Genomic DNA, 25,296 nt, shown 5'->3' on the forward strand with positions numbered 1-25,296 from the left:
TGTTTTGGGGTGGTTTTTTTTTGAATTACTTTTTTTGTGTATTTTCCGGCCCTTTTGGGGGTTAAACCTGTTCCACAACCGGATTTGTTGTTGGGTTTTTACCCGCGAAGGGGCCAGCACTGACGAAACACTGCCCATGAGGTATCCCCCGTGACACCCGCCATGCCTGACCAAGGCGCCGCCGGCATCGCCACCGCCGTCGCCGAAAGCGTGCAATACCAAGGCCGCAAGACTGCCCGCCAAGGCAGCGAACAGCGTCGCCAGTTGATTCTCGATGCCGCCATGCGCATTGTCGTGCGCGATGGCGTGCGCGGTGTGCGCCACCGGGCAGTGGCCGCCGAGGCCGGCGTACCATTGTCGGCCACCACCTACTACTTCAAGGACATCGAGGACCTGCTCACCGATACCTTTGCCCAGTACGTCGAGCGCAGTGCGGCTTACATGGCCAAGCTGTGGGCCAACACCGAGGTGGTGTTGCGCCAGTTGCTGGCACAGGGCGATGGCAGCCCGCAGGCCCGGGCGCGGCTGGCTGACGAGGTGGCGCGCATGACCGCCGACTACGTTCAGCGGCAACTGCTGAACCGCCGTGACTTCCTGATGGCCGAGCAGGCTTTCCGCCAGGAAGCATTGCTGTGCCCGCGACTGGCTGAGCTGGTGTGCGCTCATGAGCAGATCCTGCTGCACGGCACCCGGCAATTGCTGCAGGTCGTGGGCTCGCGGCAGCCGGAGCAGGATGCACAGATGTTGACGGCGATTATCGAGCAGTTGGAATATCAAGGCCTGCTCAAGCAAGCGAATGCGCAAGCCGATGGGCAGATGCTCGCTATGCTTACCCGATACCTGCAGCTGGTGCTGGCATCGGCCTGAGCCGAGAACGACCTTTTCAAGGAGAACCTGATGAAAGCCTGGCGTGTGGTGTTGTTGACTTTGTCATTCCTGCTGCTGGGCGGTTGTCTGGTGACCTTCCATGAGCCCTTGCCCAGCAACCAGGCAGCGCCCAAGGCCTTGCTCGGCAAGTGGAGTAGCAAGGACGCCTGGGGGGAGCCGTTGAAACTGGTGATCAGCCGTAGCGGTGGCGACGCCTACAAGGCAGTGGCCACGGCCAAGGGCAAGGCGCCTGAAGAGTACGTGTTCACCGTGTCACGCCATGGCAACCGCTGGTACTTGTCGGCTGGCGTGCCCAAGCGCCTGGGTGGCAATTTCCTGATTGGCGGCTTCGATATCGTCGATGGCAAGGAGCTGGTGGTCTACAACCTGGATGTCGAGCAGGTACAGCAGGCGGTGGACAACAAGGAACTGACCGGTCGCAGTACCGAAGTGCCGGACGACAACGGCGATGGCGTGCTGATCGATAGCCCGGCGGCGCGGGTGCTGGCCTACCTGGACGACCCGGCCAACTCCGACCTGTTCGTTGAAGTGGCGCGGTTCCAGCGCTCCGGCAAGTAGTGGCCTGTACCGGCCTCTTCGCGGGCAAGCCCGCTCCTACAGGGGCCTTGCCAGGCCTGGGCTTCTTGATATCCCTGTAGGAGCGGGCTTGCCCGCGAAGAGGCCGGTACAGGTTTCGTGTACTAGAAAGGAGTCCCCGGTGGACGAATACCAGCAAACCATCCGCGCCCTGTCCGACCGCATCGTCGCGGCACAGACGCCTATCCGGGTCCTGGACGCGGTGAAGTGGGACGACAACATCCGCCAGGGCTTTCTCAAGGCCAAAGGCAAGGAGCCGCCGGCGGTTGATCGTGCCTACTACCAGTCGCGCCCGCTGTCGTTCGACTCCAGCGCGGTCAAGGCCGAGTTCCAGGGCATCGAGCGCGACATCATTCGCCAGTTGGGCCAGTTCAACCCGGTCGGGCAGATCATGAAGCGCATGTGCCGCGAATACCGCATGGTGGTGCGCATGCTTGAAGCGCGCGGTACCGAGGACTTCGGCCTGATCTCCCAGGAGCTGTACGGCGCCGCCTCGGATGCTTTCCACGCCGGTGACCCGACCCTGGCCGACCTTGGCCTGATGCTGTCGGACTACCTGAACAACATCGATGGCCGTGGTGACCTCAAGGATGAGCCAAAGAATCTCACCGCCAAGGAGGCGGTGGAGATCCTCCAGCACCGGCTGAACAACGTGTTCGGCGAGGCTGAAGGGACCATTCGCGTGTTCGAGTCCGACGGTATCGTCGCCGATGCCGCAGCCGGTGCCGACTACATCAAGGTGCGTGCCGATGCCATGTTCAACGCCCGCGATGTGCGCGCCCTGGAGGTGCATGAAGGGTTGGTGCATGTCGGCACCACGCTCAATGGCCTGAACCAGCCGATCTGCACCTTCCTGGCCAAGGGCCCGCCCTCATCGACGGTAACCCAGGAGGGCCTGGCGATTCTCATGGAGGTGATCGCCTTTGCCTCCTACCCCAGCCGCCTGCGCAAGCTTACCAACCGCACCCGTGCCATCCACATGGTCGAGGAGGGTGCAGACTTCATGCAGGTTTACGGTTTCTTCCGCGAGCAGGGCTTCGAGATGGCGCAGAGCTACAGCAACGCCAGCCGGGTGTTCCGCGGGTCGGTACCCAATGGCCTGCCATTCACCAAGGACTTGTCCTATCTCAAGGGCTTCATCATGGTTTACAACTACATTCAGTTGGCCGTGAAGAAGGGCAAACTGGAACAGATCCCGTTGCTGTTCTGTGGCAAGACCACCCTGGAAGACATGCGCACCCTGCGCCAACTTGTCGAGGAAGGGTTGGTCGAGCCGCCCAAGTACCTGCCTGAACAGTTCCGCGACCTGAGTGCGTTGTCGGCCTGGATGTGCTTCTCCAACTTCCTCAACCACCTGAGCCTGGATCGCATTGAAGCCGACTACGCGAACATTCTCTGAGCACTGCCGCCTGCTCGTCCTCGGCCTGGTCCTGGTGAGCCTTGGCGGCTGCAGCAGCCTGTTGTTCTACCCCGAGCGTGGTCAGGCCTTCACCCCGGAGCGCGCCAAGCTGGAATACCGCGATGTCACGCTGACCACTGCTGATGGCATCCGCCTTCACGGTTGGTGGCTGCCAGCCAAGGCTGGGGTCGAGGTCAAGGGCACGGTGCTGCACCTGCACGGCAACGGCGGTAACCTGCCAGGGCACCTGGGGGGGAGCTACTGGTTGCCGGAGCAGGGCTACCAGGTGTTCATGATCGATTACCGCGGCTATGGCTTGTCTCAGGGCCAGCCGAGCCTGCCGGAGGTGTACCAGGACATTGCTGCAGCCATGGCCTGGCTGCAGCAGGCGCCCGAGGTCAAGGGCAAGCCGCTGGTACTGCTGGGGCAGAGCCTGGGCGGTGCCATGGCCATTCATTACCTGGCGGCCCACCCCGAGCAGCGTCAGCGCTTCAGCGCCCTGGTGTTCGATGGCGTGCCGGCCAGTTACCGCGCGGTGGGGCGCTTTGCGCTCAGCACCTCCTGGATGACCTGGCCATTGCAGGTTCCGCTGTCGTGGCTAGTGCCGGACGGCGACAGCGCGATCCGCTCGATCGAGCGATTGAGCAGCCCGCCCAAGTTGTTTTTCCACAGCATCGACGACAACCTGGTGCCGATGGACAACGGCATCCGCCTGTATCAGCACGCGCCACCACCGCGGGTGCTGCAACTGACCCGAGGGGGGCACGTGCAGACCTTCGCCGACCCTACCTGGCGCCAGGTGATGCTGCGGTTCCTCGATGACCCCAGCCATTTCAACGGCCTGCGGCGGCTTGCCGAAGTGCCCAATTTCCCTGACGAGAAGAACAAGCAATGAGTGAAGAACGCAACGCCATCCCGCTGATCCTGACCGGCGTCGGCAGCATCATCGTGACGGTGGGGGCCTTGTGGTATTACGGTTACCTGCATTTCGCCAAGCCCGAAGATGCCCTGCTGCTGCAGGATTTCACCATGCTCAAGACCATCCCCGGCGAGGACTACAAGGTATCGCTGGACCCGGCGCCGCAAGTGGCCCAGTGCGTCGACGGCGTGCTGGTGCTGTTCGACACCCAGCAGAAAGGCCTGACCGGCGTGCTGGTGGACAACCGCAAGCGCGCGGTGCGCTGCATGGGCGAGGAAACACCGCAGCAGGTGCAGTGAGCCATTATCCCTGCTGCCTGAACTCGCCTCTTCGCGGGCACGCCCGCTCCCACAGGGTCGCGCAAAACTCGAAACTGGCGCCGTACCTGTGGGAGCGGGCGTGCCCGCGAAGAGGCCCGAACAGGCAAAAGAAAGCCCCGCGTCGATCGCGGGGCTTGTCCTTTCAGCTAGCCAGCCTTAGCGCTGAACCTGGCTCACCGAGCGTGGTGCCACCGGCTGGTTGTCGTTGGAGATGGTCACCTCCACCCGACGGTTCTGCGCACGTCCCGAGTTGCTCGAGTTGTCCGCTACCGGGTACTCCTTGCCATAGCCCTGGGAAACGATACGCGCCGGATCTACCCCGGCACGCACCAGTGCCATGCGCACGCTGTTGGCACGGCGCTCGGACAGGGTCTGGTTGTAGTTGGCCGAGCCGACGCTGTCGGTGTAGCCCTCGACGATCACCTTGCGTTCCGGGTTTTCCTGAAGGAACTGGGCCAGCTTGGTGATGTTCGGGTAAGCGCTGCTCTTGAGTTCGGCCTTGTTGAAGTCGAACAGCACGTCGCCGAAGGTCACCAGCGTTCCGCGGTCGGTCTGCTTGGCGTTGAGGCTGTCCTGCAGCTTGGCGATCTGCGCGTCGCGGGCATCCAGCTTGGCCTGGGCGCGCTGGGCCGAGGCATTCTTCAGTTCAGCTTCGGCGGTGCGCAGGGCAATGGTCTGCTTGGCCACTTCGACGCGCTGGTTGGTCAGGTAGGCCAATTGGTCGACTTTCTTCTCGTCTTCACGGTCCATGTAGGCCTTGTCGGCCTTGTTCAGCCAGTCCTGGGCGTCCTTGGTCTCCAGTGCCGCGACTTTGCTCGCTTGCGGGTCGCTCTGCAGCGAGGAGAAGTTGGTGCGGGCCGATTCCAGGTTGGCATTCGGATCGTGCGAGCAGGCAGCAAGACCGACGCTCAGGGCCAGCAGGGCGGGAATCATGACGTGTTTGCGCATAGTGTTCATCCTTTGATCGTGTGCGAAGGCTAAGGTTGGCGGGGCAGGGCTCACTGAGCGCTGCGCAGGCCTTCCTCACGTACGTCCTGAACGCCCTGGCGGGCATCCTGCACGGCCTTCTGGGCTTTGGCTGCCTGGGCCTTGCGTTCGGCGAGGCGTGCATCCCACTCGGCCTGTTGGGCCAGGCGCTTGGCCTCGTCGTACTTCTTGTCGTGCATGGCGATTTCGGCTTGCTTGAACTTGTCCTGAGCCGCTTTCATTTCCACGGCGGCGAACTCGGTACCGCCAGCGCTGACGGCGGAGTTCACGGCGGACTGGGTAACGGCATACTGCTCGGTGGGCGGATTGCCCGCACAGCCGGCCAGGACCAGGCTACTGCCCAGCGCCAGCGCGGCCAGCTTGAACCCGCGCACATGAGTGGATGACAGTTGGCTAGTGCGGGTCTTCATGGTGGTCAGCTCCATTGGATCACTCCTGATAACGACGATGTCCGTAGCAGTCCATCGCTCAATCCCTGACAAAACCGCGCGCTTCAGCTCAACGGTGCACGAGGGCAGTGTGCAGGGTTTTAGCGTGATGGCTATTGGCTCCGACTCGAACGTTTTTCGAATAGTTCAGAAAAAAGCGCTGTAATCGAATAACTATTTCTGACTGATCGGTCAGTGCGATTTGCCTGGAACTTTCCCAGGCTGGAGCGGTATTCCGGGCCTTGAGCAGGCCCGGAATGCTGGGGCGCAGGATTATTTGTCGGTGTCGACTGTCGCGTTGCTCAAGTTGTGCAGGTGCTGGCGGGACAGGGAGAGAAAGCGCGGCGTAGGACCAACGTCTTCGTACAAAGGGTCGCCTTCTTCGTCGGTGGCGATGACCTGGCGGCCCTGCACATAGGGGAAACTGGCTTCCAGTTCTTCAAGGGCGGCGGCGATCAGTTCGCCGAGCAGTTCTTCGGCGGTGCGCTTGGGGTACATGTCGATCAGCGCGGCCAGGCGCGCTTCGGACTCCAGGTCCAGATGCAGGACATGGCCGGTACGGCTGAGGGTACCGGCGGCATTCTGTTCCCAGTGCTGGGCGAGTTCACGGATTTTCATGATGACCTCTGTTGACGCCTGGAAAGGCTGCACTGCATGGGAGTGCTGTGCTTTCACTTTAGTTTGGTTTGGCCGATCACGGCTTGCCATCGTCGCCCGGCTGTGGGCACTCTTGGGGGATACCGCCCCCCTGTAGGAGCGGGTTTACCCGCGAACACCGGCAACGCCGGTGCCAGACACCGCATTGGGCTCTTCACGGGTTACCCCGCTCTGGCACAGGGCGCGCCAAGGCTGAGAGGGATGCAACGGAGAGAGCGCCAGTGACCGATATCGATGTGCGTTTGCGTGAAGATGTCCATGTGTTGGGGGAGCTGCTTGGCGAAACCATTCGCCAACAGCATGGCGATGCGTTCCTGCAGAAAATCGAGGACATCCGCCACAGTGCCAAGGCCGACCGCCGCGGCCCGGGTGAGCAGCTGAGCTCGACCTTGGCGGACCTGGCCGAAGAAGACCTGCTGCCCGTAGCGAGGGCCTTCAACCAGTTCCTCAACCTGGCCAACATGGCCGAGCAGTACCAGTTGATCCGCCGGCGCGACGCTGACCAGCCCGAGCCGTTCGAAGCGCAGGTACTGCCCGAGCTGCTGGGGCGCTTGAAGCAGGCCGGCCACAGCAACGATGCCCTGGCCCGGCAACTGGCCAAGCTCGATATCCAGTTGGTGCTCACCGCACATCCCACCGAAGTGGCCCGTCGCACGCTGATCCAGAAGTACGACGCGATCGCCGGCCAACTGGCCGCACAGGACCATCGTGACCTGACCTCGGCAGAACGTCAGCAAGTGCGTGAACGCCTGCGCCGGCTGATCGCCGAGGCCTGGCACACCGAAGAAATCCGCCGTACCCGGCCTACGCCGGTAGACGAAGCCAAGTGGGGTTTCGCAGTGATCGAGCATTCACTGTGGCATGCCATCCCCAGCCACCTGCGCAAGGTCGACAAGGCCCTGCTGGAGGCCACTGGCCTGCGCCTGCCGCTGGAGGCCGCGCCGATTCGCTTTGCCTCGTGGATGGGTGGGGACCGTGATGGCAACCCCAATGTAACGGCTGCCGTCACCCGCGAAGTACTCCTGCTGGCGCGCTGGATGGCCGCCGACCTGTTCCTGCGCGACATCGATGCGCTGGCCGCCGAGTTGTCCATGCAGCAGGCCAACGACGCCCTGCGCAAACAGGTTGGCGACAGTGCCGAACCCTACCGCGCTGTGCTCAAGCAACTGCGCGACCGCCTGCGTGCGACACGCGCATGGGCGCATTCGGCCTTGACCAGCAACCAACCGGCCGGTGCCGACGTGCTGGTGGACAACCGCGAGCTGATCGCGCCGCTGGAGCTGTGCTACCAGTCACTGCACGAATGCGGCATGGGCGTGATCGCCGAGGGGCCGCTGCTTGACTGCCTGCGTCGTGCGGTGACCTTCGGCCTGTTCCTGGGCCGCCTGGACGTACGCCAGGACGCTGCCCGCCACCGTGATGCGCTGACCGAGATTACCGATTACCTGGGCCTGGGGCGTTACGCCGACTGGGATGAGGAGCAGCGCATCGCGTTCCTCCAGGCCGAGCTGAAAAACCGCCGGCCGCTGCTACCTGCGCATTTCAAGCCGCAAGCGGACACCGCCGAAGTGCTGGCGACCTGCAGGGAAGTGGCCGCTGCGCCGGCCGCCTCGCTGGGGTCTTACGTCATTTCCATGGCCGGTGCCGCCTCGGATGTATTGGCGGTGCAACTGTTGCTCAAGGAAGCCGGCCTGACCCGCCCCATGCGTGTGGTGCCACTGTTCGAGACCTTGGCCGACCTCGACAACGCCGGCCCGGTCATGCAGCGCCTGCTTGGCCTGCCGGGCTACCGCGCGGGCCTGCGCGGCCCGCAGGAAGTGATGATCGGCTACTCCGATTCGGCCAAGGACGCCGGCACCACCGCTGCTGCCTGGGCGCAGTACCGGGCTCAGGAAAACCTGGTGCGTATCTGTGCCGAGCATCAGGTCGAGCTGCTGCTGTTCCACGGCCGTGGCGGTACGGTCGGGCGAGGCGGCGGCCCGGCCCATGCTGCGATCCTGTCGCAGCCACCGGGTTCGGTGGCGGGGCGTTTCCGCACCACCGAGCAGGGTGAAATGATTCGCTTCAAGTTCGGCTTGCCGGGCATCGCCGAGCAAAACCTCAACCTGTACCTGGCTGCCGTGCTTGAAGCCACGCTATTGCCACCACCGCCCCCGCAGCCGGCCTGGCGTGAAGTGATGGACCAGTTGGCCGCCGATGGTGTCCAGGCCTACCGCAGCGTGGTACGGGAGAATCCCGATTTCGTCGAGTACTTCCGCCAGTCGACGCCAGAACAGGAGTTGGGGCGCCTGCCGTTGGGCAGCCGCCCGGCAAAACGTCGCGCCGGGGGCATCGAAAGCCTGCGGGCCATCCCGTGGATCTTCGGCTGGACCCAGACCCGGCTGATGCTGCCGGCCTGGCTGGGCTGGGAAACGGCGCTGACTAATGCCTTGGCCCGTGGTCAGGGTGAGTTGCTGGCGCAAATGCGCGAGCAATGGCCGTTCTTCCGCACCCGAATCGACATGCTGGAAATGGTACTGGCCAAAGCGGATGCGCAAATTGCCGAGGCCTACGACGAACGTCTGGTGCAACCGCACTTGCGTCCTTTAGGTGCGCACCTGCGCGACCTATTGTCGCAGTCATGCCAGGTCGTGCTGGGTCTGACCGGGCAGCCGGTGCTACTGGCGCACAGCCCCGAGACACTGGAATTCATTAGCCTGCGCAATACCTATCTGGACCCGTTGCACCGCCTGCAGGCAGAGTTGCTGGCCCGCTCGCGCAGTCGCGAAGCCGCTCTGGACAGCCCGTTGGAGCAGGCCTTGCTGGTGACCGTGGCGGGTATTGCCGCCGGGCTGCGCAACACCGGCTAAGGGCAAGCCCGGGTCATGTCTGGCGCGTGCCATCCAGGCCCGGCACTATGACGGGGAGGGTGGTTGCGCCTGGCGCAACCGCCTGCCCGGTCAGCCGCAAGTGGCGCATTCCTGCAACTTTGGGACGCTTGTCTGGCTGCCGGGCGCTGTGTATCTTGAGCAGCCTTCTGACCGATTTATGGTCATACCCGATTATCCGGACTTGGCCCTGGTCGCCGAATCCATTGAATTTCATACAAAAATTTGAGGAGCACAAGATGCGCGTAATTCTGCTGGGAGCTCCCGGGGCCGGTAAAGGTACTCAGGCAAAGTTCATCACCGAAAAGTTCGGTATTCCACAGATCTCCACCGGTGACATGCTGCGTGCCGCCGTCAAGGCCGGCACCCCGCTGGGCCTGGAACTGAAGAAAGTCATGGATGCCGGCCAGCTGGTCTCCGACGAGTTGATCATCAGCCTGGTGAAGGAGCGCATCGCTCAGCCTGATTGCGCCAACGGCTGCCTGTTCGACGGCTTCCCACGCACCATCCCACAGGCCGAAGCCATGGTCGCTGCCGGTGTCGACATCGATGCCGTGGTCGAAATTGCCGTCGACGACGAAGAAATCGTCGGCCGCATGGCTGGCCGCCGCGTGCACCTGGCCTCGGGCCGTACCTACCACATTCAGTACAACCCGCCGAAAGTGGAAGGCAAGGACGACGAGACCGGTGAAGACCTGATCCAGCGTGACGACGACAAAGAAGAAACCGTTCGCCATCGCCTGTCGGTCTACCACAGCCAGACCAAGCCGCTGGTGGATTTCTACCAGAAGCTGTCGGCTGCCAATGGCGGCAAGCCGAAGTACAGCCACATCGAAGGTGTCGGCTCGGTTGAAGCCATCACCGCCAAGGTCCTGGCAGCCCTGAGCTGATCCGGCGCCTGACGCACCTCGACAACGGCCCGCTTTTGTGGGAGCGGCCTTGTGTCGCGAAAGGGCTGCAGAGCAGCCCCATACAATGGTGTGATACCGCTGAAACCCTGGGGCCGCTTTGCGGCCCTTTTCGCGACGCAAGGTCGCTCCTCCAGGGCCAGTGCAGGCTTTGAAATCAGCGTGATGGGCCGCACAGCGGCCCCCTCGGGACACAACGCCGCTGCTGCTCTATACTGCCGCTCTTTTTCATTCGCATCTGGATACCCGTTCGATGACCACCCTGCTGGCCCTGGATACCGCCACCGAAGCCTGTTCCGTCGCGCTGCTGCATGACGGCAAGGTAACCAGCCATTACGAGGTGATCCCGCGCATGCATGCCCAGAAGCTGCTGCCGATGATCAAGCAACTGCTGGCCGACGCTGGCGTGGCACTGAATGCGCTGGATGCCATTGCCTTTGGCCGTGGCCCGGGCGCTTTCACCGGCGTGCGTATTGCCATCGGGGTTGTGCAAGGCCTGGCCTTCGCCCTCGAACGCCCAGTGCTGCCGGTGTCCAACCTGGCCGCTTTGGCCCAGGGTGCATTGCGCGAGCATGGCGTGCAGCAGGTGGCAGCTGCCATCGATGCGCGCATGGATGAAGTGTACTGGGGCTGCTACCAAGCCACGGCGGGCGAAATGCGCCTGGTCGGCCGTGAAGCCGTGTTGCCGCCCGAGCAGGTGGCGCTACCGGCAGGCAGCAATGGCGAGTGGTTCGGTGCCGGTACCGGATGGGGCTATGCCGAGCGCCTGGCGGTACAGGTGGCGGCTAGCAACCCGGGTGCCTTGCCCAACGCCCTGGACGTCCTCAGCCTGGCCACCTTTGCCTGGGCCCGTGGCGAGGCAATCGTCGCCGAGCAGGCGCAACCGGTTTATCTGCGCGATAATGTAGCCACGCCCAAGAAGCACTGAGTGCTGTTCGTCGATTATCGCCGAACACGCTTAAACCTTTTGCGCGATCTGTGGTCCAGTTATCACTCAAGCATTAGCGACGGAACTCTGATGCTGCTAAATTGCCATCATTGGTCCTGAGTGCTCATGCCATGCGTATCGACGGTTTCTCATCGCAGTCCTACCCGCTCAAGCGCATCTCGCGCAAAGCAGCGGTGCGTGACGAGGCCATCGACGATGCCGAGGTGATCGAGGAGGCAGAAGCCGCCCCGCAGGAAGCCACCGCCCGCCGCCCTGGTGGTGGCCTGCCAGCCCGCCAGCAGGATATGGTTTTCCCTCGCGCCCGTGACCGCCGCACCGCCACCGCACTGGCCAGCTACCTGAGCACTGCAGGCTTTACTGACTGGGACATGGAAGTACTGGGGCTCGACCTGTACATTTGATGGATGAATCCCCTACCACTGCCTTATTTTCTCGGTTGCCCGTCGTGGAGCGAAAACGCCTGGCGCGACTACCTGTACCCCGCTGACGCCAACAGTAATCAAATGCTTGGCTTCTACAGCCAGGTATTCAACGCCGTCGAAGGCAACACCACGTTCTACGCACGTCCCGCTCCCGGCACCATTGCCCGCTGGGCGCAGGTCATGCCAGAGCACTTTCGCTTCACTGCCAAGTTTCCGCGGGATGTCAGCCATGAAGGCGACCTGCGAGACCAGCTTGAGCCTGCCTTCGACTTCACTCGGCTGATGGCCCCGCTGGGCCAGCGCGTATCACCCTACTGGTTGCAGTTGCCGGCCCAGTTCGGCCCGGCGCGCCTGGGTGAGCTTTGTCACTTCCTCGATCAGATTGCCGTGCCCGTGGCTGTGGAAGTGCGTAACCAGGCCTTTTTTGCCAAGGGTGAGGAAGAACGCCTGCTCAACCGCCTGCTGCACGAACGCGGTGTGGAGCGTATCTGCCTCGACCCGCGTGCGCTGTTCAGTTGTACCTCGCGCGACCCTGCCGTGCTGCATGCGCAGTCGAAGAAGCCAAAGGTGCCACCGCGTCCGGCAGCCTTCAGCCAGCACCCGCAGGTTCGCTTCATCGGCCATCCGGAACTGGAGGCCAATCACACCTTCCTTAGCCCTTGGGTAGAAAAAGTCGCCGCCTGGATCGAAGAAGGCCGCAATCCCTATATCTTCCTGCACACCTCGGACAATCGCCTGGCTGCGGCGCTGGCCCAGCGTTTCCATCAGCGCCTGATGGCACGCCTGCCGGGCCTGGCACCTTTGCCGGAATTGCCGCGCGCCCCTGAGGTCGAACAATTGGGGCTACTCTGACCTTTCCCTGACTGCCGGAGGTTGAACCATGGATGTGCAAACCCTGCGAGCTGAGGCCTTCAAGGCGTTACACGCGCGCGACGGCGCGTTCGTCATCCCCAACCCGTGGGATGCCGGCTCCGCCAAGTTGCTCGCCAGCCTGGGTTTCGAGGCGCTGGCTACCACCAGTGCAGGCCTGGCCTTCAGCCTTGGCCGGCCGGACGCCGAAGGCGCCTTGAGCCTGGACGATACGCTGGACAATGCCGGCGAGATCGTCGATGCCACCGCGCTGCCGGTGGCCGCCGATCTGGAAAACGGCTTTGGCGACTTGCCCGAAGACTGTGCCCAGACCATTCTGCGTGCCGCCGAAATTGGCCTGGTGGGCGGTTCCATCGAAGATGCCAGTGGCCGCAGTGATGCGCCCATCTATGACTTCGGGCTGGCTGTGGAGCGCGTGCGCGCCGCTGTGCAGGCTGCGCGAAGCCTGCCATTCCCGTTCACCTTGTGCGCCCGTGCAGAAAACCTGCTGCACGGGCGCATGGACCTCGACGACACCATCCTGCGCCTGCAAGCCTATGCCGAAGCCGGTGCCGACGTGCTCTACGCCCCCGGGCTGCGCACCGTGGAGGAAGTCCGTGCCGTGGTGCAGGCAGTCGCACCGCGCCCTGTGAATGTGCTGATGGGCATGGCGGGCGTGCCGCTGAGCGTCAACCAGTTGCAGGACCTGGGCGTGCGCCGCGTCAGCGTTGGCTCGTCGCTGGCCCGTGCTGCGCTCGGGGCCTTCTACCGGGCCGCGCAGGAAATTCGCGATGAGGGCACGTTCGGCTACGGTGAGCAGACCATGCCGTTTGCCCAGCTGAACGACCTGTTCCGTCGCTGATGCGGGCATTGCTGGCGCTACTGGCCGGCCTGCTGACGGTGGCCGGCCTGGCCTGGCACTTCGGCTGGCGCCTGCCTGCCGCATGGAACCCCTGGGCGCCGCTGGACGTACACCAGCCGCCCAACCTGCTGACCCCCTACAAACTGTCGCGCCTGCGCGATGACCCAGCGCTGTGCCGGCAGGCGCTGGAAACCAGCCACCTGCGTTACCGGGCACAAGCCGACAGCCCGGCGTCGGCCAACTGCCCGCTGCAGAACGTATGGCGCATTGAGGGCGGCCAGGCGCGGTTGGGCAGCAGCTTTCTGGCCAGTTGCCCGTTGGCGGTGGCCTATGCACTGTTCGAAAACCATGGCTTGCAGCCGGCGGCGCAGGAAGTGTTTGGGCAACCGGTGACGCAGGTCGATCACCTGGGCAGCTTTGCCTGCCGCAACGTCTACCACCGCAAGCAGGGCCGTTTGAGCCAGCACGCTACGGCCAATGCGCTGGACATCAGCGGATTTCGCCTGAAGGACGGCCAGCGCATTATTCTGGCGCGTGACTGGCAGGCGGGCGGGCAGAAGGCGGAATTCCTGCACCGGGTGCAGCGGGCAGCTTGCGAGAGCTTCAGCACGGTACTGGGGCCGGACTACAACGCTGCGCACCGCAACCACTTCCATCTGGACATGGGGCGCTGGCAGATCTGTCGTTAGCTTCAGGCGTACGCGCGCACGTTGTTCAGCACCACTGGGCGCGCCCAGTGGATGTCGAACGCCAGGTCATTCTGCTGCTTGGCCAGGGTGGCGTCGTCGAACGGTTCGGGCGCCGGGTCCAGCAGGTTGGTCTCGAACTCGGCAATGGGCAGGAACAATGACCGTGGCGTGGGGCCAGGGCCGGGTTCGGCGATCGGCTGACCCTGGTTCATCACCACCGGGCGCAGCCAGCTGTTGTTGATGTCGAGCTGGCGCTGTTGCTCGATCAGTTCCATGGCGCTGAACGGCTCGGGGGCGGGCGGCAGCAGCTTGGCTTCAAGCTCGGCCTTGGGCAGAAACAACGGTTCGGGCGGCGCCACGATGGTGTCGTGCACCGGGCAGGCGCGCTGGGCGTCGATCAAGGCCAGTGCACGGGCGCCGCCGATGGGTTCACCGCTGTCCTGGTCGTACTGCACGAACGACTGGCTGACGCCGTCTTCGGGCTCTTCCTGCTGCTCGGCCATGGCCCGGGCAAAGAAATCCTGCCACAGGTGGCTGACGCCCCCGAGTGCCTGGGTGTTGTGCTGACTGTAGTTGCCGACAGGCGACAAATAGGTCAAGCCGATGGGAAGAGTATCTGACATGGCAGTCGTGCGCGCTGTGCTCTGGCAGAATAGCGGGATATTGCCTGTATCGGCCGTGGCTGCCGATTCATTAAGGGCTTGGTTTGATTTTTCGGGTGTGAACGATGGAAGAGCAAGGCACGGGTATCAGGGTCGAGGCGATGGCAGCTGAGTATGCGCAACAGGCCAGGGCGTGGGCTGAACGCCTGGGCCTGCCGCTGCAGGACGATACCGCCGCCTTCGCGGTGCAGGTGGGCGCCGACGGCTTGCAGATTCAGCAACTGGGCCCGCAGGCACCCGGGCCGGTGCGTGTGGACTTCGTCGAAGGCCAGGCTGCGTATCGCCGCCAGTTTGGCGGTGGCAACGGGCAGATGATCGCCAAGGCTGTGGGCATTGCCCAAGGTATCCGGCCGCAGGTGCTGGATGCCACGGCGGGGTTGGGCAAGGACGCGTTCGTGCTGGCCAGCCTTGGCTGCCAGATGACCCTGATCGAGCGCCAGCCGCTGATTGCCGCGCTGCTGGAGGACGGCCTGGCGCGGGCGCGAGCGGACGAAGAAGTGGGCCCGATTGTCGGGCGCATGCGCCTGCTGACCGGCAACGCCATCGAGCGCATGCGCGCCTGGGAAGGGGAGGCGCCGCAGGTGATCTACCTCGACCCGATGTTCCCGCACCGGGACAAGAGCGCCCTGGTGAAAAAGGAAATGCGCGTGTTCCGGCCTTTGGTGGGCGATGACCTGGATGCCCCGGCGCTGCTCGAAGCCGCCCTGGCGCTGGCCAGCCATCGGGTGGTGGTGAAGCGCCCGCGCAAGGCACCGATCATCGACGGGCCGAAGCCCAGTCACAGCCTGGAAGGCAAGTCGAGCCGGTATGACATTTATCCGAAGAAGGCGTTGAAAGCCTGACGTTTGTGTGGCCTGCCCAGGCCTCTTCGCGGGTAAGTTCGCGAAGAGGCCTGCAAAAATATCCAGATATCAGGGTTTGAATGCCCTCAAGAACACCCCCACCACCTCGCGCACATGCGCCTCGGCTTCATCGCCTTCCAGCGGCCCCGCACATCCCAGCAGCAACCGGTAATCCGGTGCCCCTTTGACCAGGCAGAAGAAGTGCTCCGCGGCGCGCAGCGGGTTGTCGATGCGCAGCAGCCCACGCTCATGAGCCCCGCGCAGTAGCGCTTCCATGCCTGCGAGCACGCGCTTGGGCCCGGCTTCGTAAAAGTACTCGCCAAAACTCGGGTCCAGGCTGCCCTGGGCCATGATCAGGCGGCTGAGCTTGATCGCTTCGTCACTGCTGATAAGCGCCTGGAAGTTGCGGGCAATGGTCAGCAGCACTTCTTCCACCGGTACCCCTTCGGGATACTCGAACAGCAGGTCAGGCAACTGGACCTGGCAGGTGGCCATGACCGCCGAGCAGAAGAGGGTCTGTTTGTCGGTGAAGTGGCTGTACACGGTGAGTTTTGAAACACCTGCCGCCGCAGCGACCGCATCCATGCTGGTGTTGGCATAGCCAAGGCTGAGGAACAGCGCCTTGGCCGCTTCGAGGATCGCCTCGCGCTTGGCCAGGTCCTTGGGCCGGCCTGGGCCGATGGGTGCGTCGTTGAGCATTGTGGTCTGCATCTGGTTTAAGAATCCCCATCTTAACGGGTCAGCCGCGATACGGCTAAACCTAGCTCACATTTACCTGCGGCCTGCCAGCGTTCAGTTGATCGACAGGGTGGGCGTTCAGCCGCCGCTTGATCTCACAGGCGCCAGAGGGCTCCAGCCAGGTCGTCGAAAAGCCAGCGCATGCCCTTCCCGGCATCGTTGCGCTGATTTAATATACCAGCCAGTACAAATATTAAATGTGCACTCCGCGAAAGGATTCATCATGTTGCGCCATGCCTTGTCCATCGCTCTGCCCGCCGCTGCTGCCCTGCTTCTGGCGGCGTGTGGCCAGGAAGCTGCCCCACCCGCCGCGCCGCGCCCGGCGCTGGTGGTGCAGCCACAGCCGGCCGAAGCCGCTGCCGACAGTTACCCCGGCGAAGTGCGCGCGCGCTTCGAGCCGGAGCTGGCCTTCCGCATTGGCGGCAAGGTCAGCAAGCGCCTGGTGGAGGAGGGGCAGCGGGTGAAGGCCGACCAGCCGCTGGCCGAGCTGGACCCGCAGGACGTGCGCCTGCAACTTGAAGCCAATCGCGCCCAGCTGGCGGCTGCCGAGGCCAACCTGGCATTGGTGCGCGCCGAGCGCGACCGCTACCAGAAGCTGCTGGAACGGCAGATGGTCAGCCACTCCCAGTTCGACAACGCCGAAAACCTCTACCGCGCCGGCCTTGCCCGTCTGAAGCAGGCCAAGGCCGAGTTCGATGTGGCGGGCAACCAGGCCGAATATGCCGTATTGCGTGCGCCGCAGGCCGGGGTGATTGCCAAGCGCCAGGTTGAAGTGGGCCAGGTGGTCGCCGCCGGGCAGACCGTGTTCACCCTTGCCGCCGATGGCGAGCGAGAAGTAGCCATCGGCCTGCCGGAGCAGCAGTTTGCCCGCTTCGCTGTGGGCCAACCGGTGAGCGTGGAGCTGTGGTCGCACCCGCAGGCGCGTTTCCAGGGGCGCATTCGCGAGCTGTCACCGGCCGCCGACCCGCGCTCGCGCACGTTCGCGGCGCGCATCGCCTTTACCACGGCCGCTGTACCGGCTGAACTGGGCCAGAGCGCCCGGGTGTTCATCGCCAAGGACGGGCTGATCCCGCTGGCGGTACCGCTGTCGGCCGTGACGGCGGAAAACGGTCAGGCCTATGTCTGGCGGGTGAACAAGGAAAGCCGCCTGGAGCGGGCGACCGTGCGCCTGGGGGCTTATGGCAGCGACAGTGTGCCGGTGCTCGAAGGCCTGGACCCGGGTGACTGGGTGGTTGCCGCTGGTGGCCATGTACTGCGCGAGGGCCAGGAGGTACGCCCCGTTGACCGCAGCAACCGTGTAGTGAACCTGACGGCCAAGGAGTAAGTCCCGATGGGTTTCAACCTTTCTGCCTGGGCGCTGCGCAACCGCCAGATCGTCCTGTTCCTGATGATCCTGCTGGCGGTCATTGGCGCCATGTCGTACACCAAGCTTGGCCAGAGCGAGGATCCGCCATTCACCTTCAAGGCCATGGTCATCCGCACCCTGTGGCCAGGCGCCAGCGCTGAAGAAGTGTCGCGACAGGTGACCGAGCGCATCGAAAAGAAGCTGATGGAAACCGGTGAGTACGAGAGAATCGTCTCGTTCTCTCGCCCCGGTGAATCGCAGGTTACTTTCATGGCCCGCGACTCGCTGCACTCCAAGGACATCCCCGAGTTGTGGTACCAGATCCGCAAGAAGGTTGCGGACATTCGCCACACCTTGCCGCCGGAGATCCAGGGCCCGTTCTTCAACGACGAGTTCGGCACCACCTTCGGCAATATCTATGCGCTGACTGGCGAGGGCTTTGACTACGCGGTGCTCAAGGACTACGCCGACCGTATCCAGATCCAGCTGCAGCGGGTCAAGGATGTGGGCAAGGTCGAGTTGATCGGCCTGCAGGACGAGAAAGTCTGGATCGAGCTGTCCAACCTCAAGCTGGCCACCCTCGGCGTGCCCCTGGAAGCCGTGCAGAAGGCGTTGCAAGAACAGAACGCGGTGAGCACCGCCGGTTTCTTCGAGACGCCCAGCGAGCGCTTGCAACTGCGCGTGAGCGGGCGTTTCGACAGTGTCGAGCAGATCCGCCAGTTCCCCATTCGCGTGGGGGATCGCACCTTCCGGATTGGTGATGTCGCCGAGGTGCACCGTGGCTTCAACGACCCACCTGCACCGCGCATGCGCTTCATGGGCGAGGATGCCATTGGCCTGGCGGTGTCGATGAAAGACGGTGGCGACATCCTGGTACTGGGCAAGGCCCTGGAAGGCGAGTTCGAGCGCCTGGCGCATAACCTGCCTGCCGGCATGGCGCTGCGCAAGGTTTCGGATCAACCGGCGGCGGTCAAGGCCGGCGTGGGCGAGTTCGTGCAGGTGCTGGTCGAAGCGTTGGTCATTGTGCTGCTGGTGAGCTTCTTCTCGCTGGGCCTGCGCACTGGCCTGGTGGTGGCGCTGGCCATTCCGCTGGTGTTGGCCATGACCTTTGCCGCCATGCATTACTTCGGCATCGGCCTGCACAAGATTTCCCTTGGCGCGCTGGTGCTGGCCTTGGGCTTGCTGGTGGACGACGCGATCATTGCTGTGGAGATGATGGCGATCAAGATGGAGCAGGGCTATGACCGCCTCAAGGCAGCTAGCTATGCCTGGACGAGTACGGCCTTCCCGATGCTCACCGGGACGCTGATCACGGCAGCAGGCTTTCTGCCGATTGCCACCGCGGCCTCCAGCACGGGCGAATACACCCGGTCGATCTTCCAGGTGGTCACCATCGCTTTGCTGACCTCTTGGGTGGCGGCCGTGTTGTTCGTGCCTTACCTGGGTGAGCGCCTGCTACCCGACCTGGCCAAGCTGCATGCGGCGCGTCATGGCAAGGACGGCCATGCGCCCGACCCCTACGCCACCCCGTTCTACCAGCGCGTGCGACGGCTGGTGGAGTGGTGCGTACGGCGGCGCAAGACGGTAATCCTGCTGACCGTTGCCGCTTTTGTCGGCAGCCTCCTGCTGTTCCGCTTCGTACCCCAGCAGTTCTTCCCGGCCTCCGGGCGTCCGGAGCTGATGGTTGACCTGAAGCTGGCCGAAGGCGCCTCGCTGGCCAATACCGCCGAGCGGGTCAAGCAGCTGGAGGCACTGCTCAAGCAGCAGGACGGTATCGACAACTACGTGGCCTATGTGGGCACCGGCTCGCCGCGCTTCTACCTGCCGCTGGACCAGCAACTGCCGGCAGCCAGCTTTGCCCAGTTCGTGGTGCTGGCCAAGTCGATGGAAGACCGCGAACGCCTGCGCAGTTGGCTGATCAGCACGGTGGACCAGCAGTTCCCCGACCTGCGCGCCCGGGTCACGCGTCTGGAAAATGGCCCACCCGTGGGTTACCCGGTGCAGTTCCGGGTCACTGGCGAGCATATCGAGAAGGCCCGTGCACTGGCCCGTGAAGTGGCTGACAAGGTGCGCGAGAATCCGCATGTGGTGAACGTGCACCTGGACTGGGAGGAACCCAGCAAGGCGGTGTTCCTCGAAATCGACCAGGACCGCGCCCGTGCGCTGGGCGTGAGCACTTCGCACCTGGCGAGCTTCCTGCAAAGCTCGCTGATCGGTACCACGGTCAGCCAGTACCGCGAGGACAACGAACTGATCGAGATCCTGCTGCGCGGCACCCGGCAGGAACGCAGCGAGCTGGGCAACCTGGGTAGCCTGGCGTTGCCCACCGACAATGGCCAGAGCGTGGCGTTGTCGCAGGTGGCGACCCTGGAGTACGGCTTTGAAGAAGGCATTATCTGGCACCGCAACCGCTTGCCGACGGTGACCGTGCGTGCCGATATCTACGACCAGGAGCAGCCGGCGACGCTGGTGAAGCAGATTTTGCCGACCCTGCAGGAAATCCGCGCCAAGCTGCCCGATGGCTACCTGCTGGAGGTGGGCGGCACGGTGGAGGATTCCGAGCGTGGGCAGAAGTCGGTGAATGCCGGCATGCCACTGTTCATCGTGGTAGTCCTGAGCTTGCTGATGATCCAGCTGCGCAGTTTCTCGCGCACGGTGATGGTGTTCCTCACCGCGCCGCTGGGGCTGATCGGTGTGACCCTGTTCCTGCTGGTGTTCCGCCAGCCGTTCGGCTTTGTCGCCATGCTCGGCACCATTGCGTTAGCGGGGATGATCATGCGCAACTCGGTGATCCTGGTGGACCAGATCGAGCAGGACATCGCAGCGGGGATGGAGCGCTGGCAGGCGATCATCGAGGCTACGGTGCGGCGCTTCCGACCGATCGTGCTGACCGCGCTGGCGGCGGTGCTGGCCATGATCCCGTTGTCACGTAGTGTGTTCTATGGACCGATGGCGGTGGCGATCATGGGTGGGTTGATCGTGGCCACGGTGCTTACACTGCTGTTCCTGCCGGCGTTGTATGCGGCGTGGTTCAGGGTGAAGAAGGGCTGAAGACCGCAGGGGGAGGGCTTAGCCCTCCCTTCGCGGGTAAACCCGCTCCTACGACGGCCTGTGTCCAACCCCGCCGCCGTTTAGGAGCGGGTTTACCCGCGAATACGGTGGCGGCAGCAACGGTGAGCGGCTGGTGAAAATTGGCCAGCAGGCCTGGCCCTTTCGCGGGTGAACCCGCTCCTACAGAGGACCGCGCAGGCTTTTCGATCAGTGTAGGAGCGGGTTTACCCGCGAATACGGTAGCGGCAGCAACGGTGAACGGCTGGTGAAAATTGGCCAGCAGGCCCGGCCCTTTCGCGGGTGAACCCGCTCCTACAGCGCGCCGAAGACCTTCTTGGCCAGGCTGGTAGCCGCAGCTGCCGGGTTCTGGCGAATGCTCTGCTCCTGTTTGCCGATCATCTCGAACAAGCCATCCAACGCCTTCTCGGTCACGTAGTTCTCGATATTGGCGTCATCCTTGACCAGCCCCAGGCCTTTGGCCTGGGCGGCGAAGGCATTGTACTGCTGGGCCACGCCAACCTTGTCGGTGGCCTGCTTGACGATTGGCAGGAACTTGGCGCGGATCTGCTCGCGGCTGCTTTTGTTCAGGTACTGGGTGGCCGAGTCGTCACCGCCGCTGAGGATGCCTTTGGCGTCGGTCACGCTCATGTTCTTCACGGCATCCACCAGAATCGCCTGGGCCTGCGGCACGGCGGCCTCGGCGGCCTTGTTCATGCTGGTTTCCAGGGCTTCGACCTGTTCACCCTTGCCGAACATTTTCATCGCCTTGGCGGCTTTGCCCAGGTTGCCTGGCAGCTCGATGCGCACGTCCGGGTTGTTGCTGAAGCCGCCTGGGGTGCTCAGTTGCTTGACGGCCAGCTGCGCACCTTGGGTCAGGGCATCTTTCAGGCCGCCGGTGGCGTCTTTCTGGCTGAGGTCGCCCAGCGACAGGGCCAGGGCACTGGCCGACAGCAGCAGGCCGGCGCACAGGGTGGTGAAGCGCAGGGAAGTGCGGATCATGAAGCTTTCCTTGTAAACGGATGAGTGCGGGTATCAGCGAACCTGATCTACCTTGATGCGTACCGATTGCGGGTCACTGCCATCAAGCGCGACACCGTGGTGTTCGGTATTGATGAACAGCAACTTGCCATTCAGCTCGATGCGCGCGCTCACCGCATAGCGGTGGCCAGGCTTGACCTGCGCGGGGTCATAGGTGAGATGGAACGGCAGCGGCACGTTGCCTTTGACCGGGCCGGCCTGGCGCGCCAGGGTCACGGCAGGGGCGTCCATCAGCGACACATCCTGCAGTTCCACGCTCAGGGTGGCGGCAGGCGGCAGGGCAATGCGCTGCAGGTAGAAGACTTCACCGTCCAGGCTGGCCTGGTTGGGTGGGGTTTGGCTGGAGCAGGCTGCAAGCAGGGATGCGCAACACAGCATAAAGAGCTTTTTCATGGAATCTCCGGTGTCCTTGGAGCTGGCTTGTGGCCAACCCCACGGACTTTAGCGGATTTTGCCGACCGATGAACCGTTAGAGGGTCGAAGTTTCCAACCCGTCGTCACGGTGCAGGGCCACTTGGCGGATCGACAGGCGCAGCTCGGCTGACAGCACTCGCTTGGCCACGCCCTCGGCCAGCTCGCCGAGTTTGTCGTGATAACCCAGCTTGCCTTGCGCATCGGCGTGCAGCACCCCTTGCTGGAGCAGGGTCTGGATGAAGTGGCGGAACAGCGTCTTGTCGAAGAACTCCGGTGCGTTCAGGCCATGCAGGATCGACAGGCGTTGGGCCATCATCACGCACAGGTCTTCCAGCGCTTCGGCGCTCAGGCTGTTCTGCCCGCTGTTGATCAGCAGCGAGGTGGCCATGTAGAAGCGCTGCAGGGTCTGGGTGATGGTGCGGGCGAGCAGGGTCAGCAACACGAACTGCCGCGAGCTGGGCGCCGGGCGCACGTACAGGTCGTTGTCCTGGCGCAGCAGGCCCTGTTCCACCAGCGCGACCAGCCATTGGTCGATGACCTCGTCCAGCTGTTCTGGCGTCCAGCGCAGGAACAGTTCGGCTTGTAGGTAGGGGTAAAGCGCGTGCACATACTGGCCCAGCAGTTGGCGGCTCATGCGTGAACTGCTGAGGAAGAAGCTGGCCAGCAGCGCCGGCAGGGCGAAGATGTGTAGCACGTTGTTGCGGTAGTAGGTCATCAGCACCGCGTTGCCTTCATCCAGGTAGAGGATGCGGCCCAGGGCGTCCTTCTGCTCGGCCACCAGGTTCATGCTGCGCACATGTTCGATCAGTGCCTGGCCGTCGCCCTCGGGCAGGGTGGTGTGCGGCGAGTAGGGCACTTGGCGCAGCAGCGCCAGGTACAGGTCGAGAACGCGGGTCAGGGCGCGCTCGTCCAGGGCAAGGCGGCTGGTGGACAGCAGTGCCAGGGCCACCAGGTTGACCGGGTTGATGGCGGCCGCCTCGTTGAGGTGACGGGCCACGGTTTCTCCCAGGCGGGCGGTGGTGGCGTTGAGCCAGTCCGGCCGGTACTGCGGACCGTGATCCTGTTCACGCCAGCCGGGCTGCTGCTGGTCGAGGAAGCCAGCCAGGCGGATGGGTTCGCCGAAGTTGACGTAGACCTGGCCAAAGCGCTGCTTGAGTGCGCCGAACACCTTGAAGATGTCCAGCACCGACTCCTTCTTCTTGCTGGCGCCGCGCAGTTCGCCCAGGTAGGTACGGCCTTCAAGCACGCGCTCGTAGCCGATGTACACCGGCACGAACACGATTGGCGTACGCGACGAACGCAGGAAGCTGCGCAGGGTAATGGCCAGCATCCCGGTGCGCGGCTGCAACATGCGCCCGGTGCGCGAGCGGCCGCCTTCGACGAAGTACTCGACCGGGAAGCCCTTGGTGTACAGGGTATGCAGGTACTCATTGAACACCGCCGTGTAAAGCGGGTTGCCCTTGAACGTGCGGCGCATGAAGAAGGCGCCACCACGGCGTAGCAGGTTACCCACCACCGGCATGTTGAGGTTGATGCCTGCAGCCACGTGCGGCGGAGTGAGGCCGTTGCGGAACAGCAGGTACGACAGCAGCAGGTAGTCGATGTGGCTGCGGTGGCACGGCACGTAGATCACTTCATGGCCAGGGGCGATACCCTGCACCTGTTCGATGTGGTTGACCTTGATGCCGTCGTAGATCTTGTTCCAGAACCAGCTGAGCACCACTTCGAGGAAGCGGATGGCGGTATAGGTGTAGTCCGAGGCTATCTCGTTGCCATAGCGCAGTGCCTGGGCCTCGGCTTTGGCCAGCGGCAGGTTCTCGCGCTGCGCTTCGTCGGCAATCGCCTGGCGCACTTGCGGGGCATGGACCAGGCCTTTGACCAGGGTGCGTCGGTGCGAGATGTCCGGGCCGATGACGGCAGTCTTGAGGTTGCGAAAGTGCACGCGCATCAGGCGCTGGGCCATGCGCACGGTGCGCTCGTGGCCTTTGTTGTGCTGCACCAGCTCGCGCAGGTGGATTGGCGCGGAGAACTGTACCCGGGTCTTGCGCCCCAGGATCAGTACGGTCAGCAGCCGGCGCAGGCGCCCGGTTACCGCCCAGCTGTCGGCGAACAGCAGCTTCCAGGGGCTGGACTCGCTGGCCGGGGTCTGGCCCCAGAACACGCTGACAGGAATGATCTGCGCATCTTCTTCAGCATGCTGGCTGACGGCAGCCACCAGGCGCTCGAGGGTGGGCGGGGCGCCGCTTTTGTCCTGGCGGCCGAGCCAGTCCGGGTCGGGGGTCAGGTAGAAGAACGCGGCGGGTTCCTGCAGTGGGCCGACAGCTACCGGCAGCACCGGGCGCGGTAGCCCCGCCTTGGTGCACTCGTGGTCGAGCACGGCCAGGTCGGTGAGCGCGGGCGAGGGCAGCGCATAGAACACCGGCCGGCTGCGGTCGAGGTTGAGGGTCATGGAAGACTGGTTGATGGTCTCGGAGCGCACCCACAGGTACAACAGGCGACGCAGGCCGCCGAAGATCAGGCGGTGCAGGGGGGAACGGGTCATGGGGTGTGTGCCCTGGGTGTGATGTTCAGGTGGGTATTCTGCTATTTAGTCTGCCGTATCGGCGTAAGTTCAGCAAAATTCGGCCAACGGCGGCGCCGTCATCAATTTTTTTTGTTCTGTGTCATATACTCGGCCTGCCACTTGCAGGATATTTCGGCAAGCGGCGTTGGCACGGGGCAGGTGACCTCATGCCTGCAAGGCGATCTTCACAATAAAAATCCGGAGTAGTTCAGATGTCGTCTCGTGAGACTGGGAATGTAAAGTGGTTCAACGATGCCAAGGGTTATGGCTTCATTCAGCGCGAAGGTGGTGCGGATGTGTTCGTCCACTATCGGGCGATCCGCGGTGAGGGGCATCGTACCCTGGTCGAAGGGCAGCGGGTGGAGTACGCCTGCGTGCAGGGCCAGAAAGGCCTGCAAGCCGAAGACGTAGTGGGCCTCTGAGCCTCTGGTTTCAAGCCGTAGGAGCGGGCTTGCCCGCGAAGCAGCCACCACGGTGGCTGCCACGGGCGTGGCCCGTGTTCGCGGGTAAACCCGCTCCTACAGAAACGAGCAAGCCTGCCGTTTCATGATGTACGCCAGGTGATTTCCTCTTCACCGTCGGCGCTGATGCGGACCCAGCGGTCAGCATCTTCTTCCCCGTCTTCCTCAACCCAGCCACCCGGCGCGCAGCGCACTTCCACACCCAGCGCGGCAAATGCGGCGCGGGCGCAGGCAACGTCATCGGCCCACGGCGTCTGGTCGCTTTCCAGGTACAGGCTGTTCCATTTCCCTACAGCCTTGGGTAACCAAGTGACCGGAATGTTACCGGCCTTGCATTTGAAGGTATGGCCTTTCTGCTTCCACTCGGTGCACGGGCCGATTGCCTGGGCGAGCCACTCGGCAATCTGCTTGTGGTCGACGTCGGCGTCCTTCAGGTAGATCTCGATATCAGGTTGACGCATA

Annotated in this window: 25 protein-coding genes; 16 read left to right on the forward strand and 9 right to left on the reverse strand. The window is 63.7% G+C overall.

Features of this window, described 5'->3' with window-relative positions:
* Positions 1 to 162: 162 nt before the first annotated feature.
* From I8746_RS25835 to I8746_RS25855, 5 genes are all read left to right on the forward strand, one after another.
* Positions 163 to 867, forward strand: a complete 705-nt coding sequence (locus I8746_RS25835) for a TetR/AcrR family transcriptional regulator (RefSeq protein WP_003252210.1) — start codon at positions 163 to 165, stop codon at positions 865 to 867.
* A 30-nt stretch (positions 868 to 897) separates the two neighbouring features.
* Positions 898 to 1,446: a hypothetical protein gene (locus I8746_RS25840; protein ID WP_014754305.1), complete on the forward strand. Its 549-nt coding sequence runs from the start codon at positions 898 to 900 to the stop codon at positions 1,444 to 1,446.
* Positions 1,447 to 1,585: 139 nt separating this feature from the next.
* The gene (locus I8746_RS25845; protein WP_003252215.1) at positions 1,586 to 2,863 is read left to right on the forward strand and encodes a flavohemoglobin expression-modulating QEGLA motif protein; all 1,278 of its coding nucleotides are present in this window, start codon (positions 1,586 to 1,588) and stop codon (positions 2,861 to 2,863) included.
* Complete coding sequence (locus I8746_RS25850) at positions 2,835 to 3,758, forward strand: alpha/beta hydrolase (RefSeq protein ID WP_017147929.1); 924 nt, start codon at positions 2,835 to 2,837, stop codon at positions 3,756 to 3,758. Before I8746_RS25845 ends, I8746_RS25850 begins: the two co-directional genes overlap by 29 nt.
* Positions 3,755 to 4,081 carry a hypothetical protein gene (locus I8746_RS25855; RefSeq protein WP_003252219.1) on the forward strand — a complete coding sequence of 109 codons (327 nt, stop codon included), beginning with the start codon at positions 3,755 to 3,757 and terminating at the stop codon, positions 4,079 to 4,081. Before I8746_RS25850 ends, I8746_RS25855 begins: the two co-directional genes overlap by 4 nt.
* Positions 4,082 to 4,258: 177 nt before the next feature.
* Here the strand turns inward: I8746_RS25855 and I8746_RS25860 are convergent, their stop codons facing one another.
* The 3 genes from I8746_RS25860 to I8746_RS25870 all read right to left on the reverse strand — a co-directional run bounded on the left by I8746_RS25860 (position 4,259) and on the right by I8746_RS25870 (position 6,135).
* On the reverse strand, positions 4,259 to 5,050 hold the full coding sequence (locus I8746_RS25860) for an OmpA family protein (protein ID WP_003252221.1): 792 nt from the start codon (positions 5,048 to 5,050) through the stop codon (positions 4,259 to 4,261).
* A gap of 50 nt (positions 5,051 to 5,100) precedes the next feature.
* Complete coding sequence (locus tag I8746_RS25865) at positions 5,101 to 5,514, reverse strand: DUF4398 domain-containing protein (protein ID WP_003252223.1); 414 nt, start codon at positions 5,512 to 5,514, stop codon at positions 5,101 to 5,103.
* A 276-nt stretch (positions 5,515 to 5,790) separates the two neighbouring features.
* A complete protein-coding gene (locus tag I8746_RS25870) occupies positions 5,791 to 6,135 on the reverse strand; it encodes a pilin assembly protein (protein ID WP_088513357.1) in 345 nt (114 codons plus the stop codon).
* 260 nt (positions 6,136 to 6,395) lie between these two features.
* Here I8746_RS25870 and ppc point away from each other — a divergent pair, with 260 nt between their 5' ends.
* The 7 genes from ppc to I8746_RS25905 all read left to right on the forward strand — a co-directional run bounded on the left by ppc (position 6,396) and on the right by I8746_RS25905 (position 13,720).
* Positions 6,396 to 9,023: a phosphoenolpyruvate carboxylase gene (gene ppc / locus I8746_RS25875; protein WP_012053566.1), complete on the forward strand. Its 2,628-nt coding sequence runs from the start codon at positions 6,396 to 6,398 to the stop codon at positions 9,021 to 9,023.
* Positions 9,024 to 9,280: 257 nt separating this feature from the next.
* Positions 9,281 to 9,931, forward strand: coding sequence for an adenylate kinase (gene adk, locus I8746_RS25880; RefSeq protein WP_004575467.1), 651 nt, complete (start codon positions 9,281 to 9,283; stop codon positions 9,929 to 9,931).
* 271 nt (positions 9,932 to 10,202) lie between these two features.
* Positions 10,203 to 10,877 carry a tRNA (adenosine(37)-N6)-threonylcarbamoyltransferase complex dimerization subunit type 1 TsaB gene (gene tsaB / locus I8746_RS25885; RefSeq protein ID WP_003252230.1) on the forward strand — a complete coding sequence of 225 codons (675 nt, stop codon included), beginning with the start codon at positions 10,203 to 10,205 and terminating at the stop codon, positions 10,875 to 10,877.
* A gap of 131 nt (positions 10,878 to 11,008) precedes the next feature.
* Positions 11,009 to 11,299: a hypothetical protein gene (locus tag I8746_RS25890; protein WP_012053565.1), complete on the forward strand. Its 291-nt coding sequence runs from the start codon at positions 11,009 to 11,011 to the stop codon at positions 11,297 to 11,299.
* Between the two features lie 3 nt (positions 11,300 to 11,302).
* Positions 11,303 to 12,172: a DUF72 domain-containing protein gene (locus tag I8746_RS25895; RefSeq protein WP_014754297.1), complete on the forward strand. Its 870-nt coding sequence runs from the start codon at positions 11,303 to 11,305 to the stop codon at positions 12,170 to 12,172.
* A 28-nt stretch (positions 12,173 to 12,200) separates the two neighbouring features.
* Complete coding sequence (locus I8746_RS25900) at positions 12,201 to 13,031, forward strand: oxaloacetate decarboxylase (protein WP_014754296.1); 831 nt, start codon at positions 12,201 to 12,203, stop codon at positions 13,029 to 13,031.
* Positions 13,031 to 13,720 carry an extensin family protein gene (locus I8746_RS25905; protein ID WP_014754295.1) on the forward strand — a complete coding sequence of 230 codons (690 nt, stop codon included), beginning with the start codon at positions 13,031 to 13,033 and terminating at the stop codon, positions 13,718 to 13,720. The genes I8746_RS25900 and I8746_RS25905 overlap by 1 nt, the downstream gene beginning before the upstream one ends.
* Positions 13,721 to 13,722: 2 nt before the next feature.
* Here I8746_RS25905 and I8746_RS25910 read toward each other — a convergent pair whose 3' ends face one another.
* Positions 13,723 to 14,343 (reverse strand): energy transducer TonB, encoded by a 621-nt coding sequence (locus tag I8746_RS25910; protein ID WP_221101175.1) that lies wholly within the window; start codon positions 14,341 to 14,343, stop codon positions 13,723 to 13,725.
* A gap of 104 nt (positions 14,344 to 14,447) precedes the next feature.
* Here I8746_RS25910 and I8746_RS25915 point away from each other — a divergent pair, with 104 nt between their 5' ends.
* Positions 14,448 to 15,224 carry a class I SAM-dependent methyltransferase gene (locus I8746_RS25915; RefSeq protein WP_221101176.1) on the forward strand — a complete coding sequence of 259 codons (777 nt, stop codon included), beginning with the start codon at positions 14,448 to 14,450 and terminating at the stop codon, positions 15,222 to 15,224.
* 69 nt (positions 15,225 to 15,293) lie between these two features.
* Here I8746_RS25915 and I8746_RS25920 read toward each other — a convergent pair whose 3' ends face one another.
* Entirely contained in the window at positions 15,294 to 15,935 is a 642-nt protein-coding gene (locus I8746_RS25920) for a TetR/AcrR family transcriptional regulator (protein ID WP_012053559.1), read from the reverse strand.
* A gap of 250 nt (positions 15,936 to 16,185) precedes the next feature.
* Here I8746_RS25920 and I8746_RS25925 point away from each other — a divergent pair, with 250 nt between their 5' ends.
* Both I8746_RS25925 and I8746_RS25930 read left to right on the forward strand, forming a co-directional pair.
* The gene (locus I8746_RS25925; protein WP_012053558.1) at positions 16,186 to 17,286 is read left to right on the forward strand and encodes an efflux RND transporter periplasmic adaptor subunit; all 1,101 of its coding nucleotides are present in this window, start codon (positions 16,186 to 16,188) and stop codon (positions 17,284 to 17,286) included.
* A 6-nt stretch (positions 17,287 to 17,292) separates the two neighbouring features.
* Positions 17,293 to 20,358: an efflux RND transporter permease subunit gene (locus I8746_RS25930; RefSeq protein ID WP_221101177.1), complete on the forward strand. Its 3,066-nt coding sequence runs from the start codon at positions 17,293 to 17,295 to the stop codon at positions 20,356 to 20,358.
* A 312-nt stretch (positions 20,359 to 20,670) separates the two neighbouring features.
* On the opposite strand, the gene I8746_RS25935 is transcribed toward I8746_RS25930, so the two are convergent.
* The 3 genes from I8746_RS25935 to plsB all read right to left on the reverse strand — a co-directional run bounded on the left by I8746_RS25935 (position 20,671) and on the right by plsB (position 24,352).
* The gene (locus I8746_RS25935) at positions 20,671 to 21,357 is read right to left on the reverse strand and encodes a DUF4197 domain-containing protein (RefSeq protein WP_003252248.1); all 687 of its coding nucleotides are present in this window, start codon (positions 21,355 to 21,357) and stop codon (positions 20,671 to 20,673) included.
* 33 nt (positions 21,358 to 21,390) lie between these two features.
* Positions 21,391 to 21,789 carry a YbaY family lipoprotein gene (locus I8746_RS25940; RefSeq protein ID WP_003252249.1) on the reverse strand — a complete coding sequence of 133 codons (399 nt, stop codon included), beginning with the start codon at positions 21,787 to 21,789 and terminating at the stop codon, positions 21,391 to 21,393.
* A gap of 76 nt (positions 21,790 to 21,865) precedes the next feature.
* On the reverse strand, positions 21,866 to 24,352 hold the full coding sequence (gene plsB / locus I8746_RS25945; protein WP_180689358.1) for a glycerol-3-phosphate 1-O-acyltransferase PlsB: 2,487 nt from the start codon (positions 24,350 to 24,352) through the stop codon (positions 21,866 to 21,868).
* 233 nt (positions 24,353 to 24,585) lie between these two features.
* Between plsB and I8746_RS25950 the strand changes: the two genes are divergently transcribed.
* The gene (locus tag I8746_RS25950) at positions 24,586 to 24,795 is read left to right on the forward strand and encodes a cold-shock protein (protein ID WP_003252255.1); all 210 of its coding nucleotides are present in this window, start codon (positions 24,586 to 24,588) and stop codon (positions 24,793 to 24,795) included.
* A gap of 122 nt (positions 24,796 to 24,917) precedes the next feature.
* On the opposite strand, the gene I8746_RS25955 is transcribed toward I8746_RS25950, so the two are convergent.
* Positions 24,918 to 25,295 carry a hypothetical protein gene (locus I8746_RS25955; RefSeq protein WP_012053554.1) on the reverse strand — a complete coding sequence of 126 codons (378 nt, stop codon included), beginning with the start codon at positions 25,293 to 25,295 and terminating at the stop codon, positions 24,918 to 24,920.
* Position 25,296 lies beyond the last annotated feature (1 nt).

Source organism: Pseudomonas sp. USTB-Z, assembly GCF_019691255.1.
GTDB classification, from domain to species: Bacteria; Pseudomonadota; Gammaproteobacteria; order Pseudomonadales; family Pseudomonadaceae; genus Aquipseudomonas; species Aquipseudomonas alloputida.

What these genes read in the sequence shown, in the direction of transcription:
- I8746_RS25835 (WP_003252210.1), top strand. Translation starts at nt 163, where the DNA reads ATGCCTGACCAAGGCGCCGCCGGCATCGCCACCGCCGTCGCCGAAAGC.
- I8746_RS25840 (WP_014754305.1), top strand. Translation starts at nt 898, where the DNA reads ATGAAAGCCTGGCGTGTGGTGTTGTTGACTTTGTCATTCCTGCTGCTG.
- I8746_RS25855 (WP_003252219.1), top strand. Translation starts at nt 3,755, where the DNA reads ATGAGTGAAGAACGCAACGCCATCCCGCTGATCCTGACCGGCGTCGGC.
- I8746_RS25860 (WP_003252221.1), bottom strand. Translation starts at nt 5,050, where the DNA reads ATGCGCAAACACGTCATGATTCCCGCCCTGCTGGCCCTGAGCGTCGGT.
- I8746_RS25865 (WP_003252223.1), bottom strand. Translation starts at nt 5,514, where the DNA reads ATGGAGCTGACCACCATGAAGACCCGCACTAGCCAACTGTCATCCACT.
- I8746_RS25870 (WP_088513357.1), bottom strand. Translation starts at nt 6,135, where the DNA reads ATGAAAATCCGTGAACTCGCCCAGCACTGGGAACAGAATGCCGCCGGT.
- adk (WP_004575467.1), top strand. Translation starts at nt 9,281, where the DNA reads ATGCGCGTAATTCTGCTGGGAGCTCCCGGGGCCGGTAAAGGTACTCAG.
- tsaB (WP_003252230.1), top strand. Translation starts at nt 10,203, where the DNA reads ATGACCACCCTGCTGGCCCTGGATACCGCCACCGAAGCCTGTTCCGTC.
- I8746_RS25890 (WP_012053565.1), top strand. Translation starts at nt 11,009, where the DNA reads ATGCGTATCGACGGTTTCTCATCGCAGTCCTACCCGCTCAAGCGCATC.
- I8746_RS25895 (WP_014754297.1), top strand. Translation starts at nt 11,303, where the DNA reads ATGAATCCCCTACCACTGCCTTATTTTCTCGGTTGCCCGTCGTGGAGC.
- I8746_RS25900 (WP_014754296.1), top strand. Translation starts at nt 12,201, where the DNA reads ATGGATGTGCAAACCCTGCGAGCTGAGGCCTTCAAGGCGTTACACGCG.
- I8746_RS25905 (WP_014754295.1), top strand. Translation starts at nt 13,031, where the DNA reads ATGCGGGCATTGCTGGCGCTACTGGCCGGCCTGCTGACGGTGGCCGGC.
- I8746_RS25910 (WP_221101175.1), bottom strand. Translation starts at nt 14,343, where the DNA reads ATGTCAGATACTCTTCCCATCGGCTTGACCTATTTGTCGCCTGTCGGC.
- I8746_RS25915 (WP_221101176.1), top strand. Translation starts at nt 14,448, where the DNA reads ATGGAAGAGCAAGGCACGGGTATCAGGGTCGAGGCGATGGCAGCTGAG.
- I8746_RS25920 (WP_012053559.1), bottom strand. Translation starts at nt 15,935, where the DNA reads ATGCAGACCACAATGCTCAACGACGCACCCATCGGCCCAGGCCGGCCC.
- I8746_RS25925 (WP_012053558.1), top strand. Translation starts at nt 16,186, where the DNA reads ATGTTGCGCCATGCCTTGTCCATCGCTCTGCCCGCCGCTGCTGCCCTG.
- I8746_RS25930 (WP_221101177.1), top strand. Translation starts at nt 17,293, where the DNA reads ATGGGTTTCAACCTTTCTGCCTGGGCGCTGCGCAACCGCCAGATCGTC.
- I8746_RS25935 (WP_003252248.1), bottom strand. Translation starts at nt 21,357, where the DNA reads ATGATCCGCACTTCCCTGCGCTTCACCACCCTGTGCGCCGGCCTGCTG.
- I8746_RS25940 (WP_003252249.1), bottom strand. Translation starts at nt 21,789, where the DNA reads ATGAAAAAGCTCTTTATGCTGTGTTGCGCATCCCTGCTTGCAGCCTGC.
- plsB (WP_180689358.1), bottom strand. Translation starts at nt 24,352, where the DNA reads ATGACCCGTTCCCCCCTGCACCGCCTGATCTTCGGCGGCCTGCGTCGC.
- I8746_RS25950 (WP_003252255.1), top strand. Translation starts at nt 24,586, where the DNA reads ATGTCGTCTCGTGAGACTGGGAATGTAAAGTGGTTCAACGATGCCAAG.
- I8746_RS25955 (WP_012053554.1), bottom strand. Translation starts at nt 25,295, where the DNA reads ATGCGTCAACCTGATATCGAGATCTACCTGAAGGACGCCGACGTCGAC.